Below are 284 nucleotides of genomic sequence, written 5' to 3'. Positions count from 1 at the left end.
CGCGCATTTCCCCGGGCTCGCCCAGCAACGCGAAACCCGGTGCCTTGCGGCGCGGTGATGCCAGCGCTGCGTTGCCGAGCCCGCCGCGCCCGCCGCGCGCCAGAATGAAGGACTCACCCGGTGCCACCAGGTCGATGATCGGTTCACCATCAGCAGTCGAGACCACCGTGCCGCGAGGAACCTTGACGATGACGTCGTCGGCGTCGGCTCCATTGCGATTCGAGCCCTGGCCGGGTTTGCCGTTCGCGGCCTTACGGTGCGGGTGTCGCTGAATGTCGAGCAGC

At 68.3% G+C, this 284-nt stretch carries 1 protein-coding gene; it reads right to left on the bottom strand.

All coding sequences use genetic code 11. The annotated features are described in order from the left end of the window. On the bottom strand, positions 1-284 hold a 284-nt coding region (locus tag AC1XDK_RS30865; protein WP_483353840.1), incomplete at both ends, for a hypothetical protein.

It is taken from the genome of Haladaptatus sp. HS23, from assembly GCF_056892285.1.
This window is presented reverse-complemented; position numbering and strand designations above follow the sequence as displayed.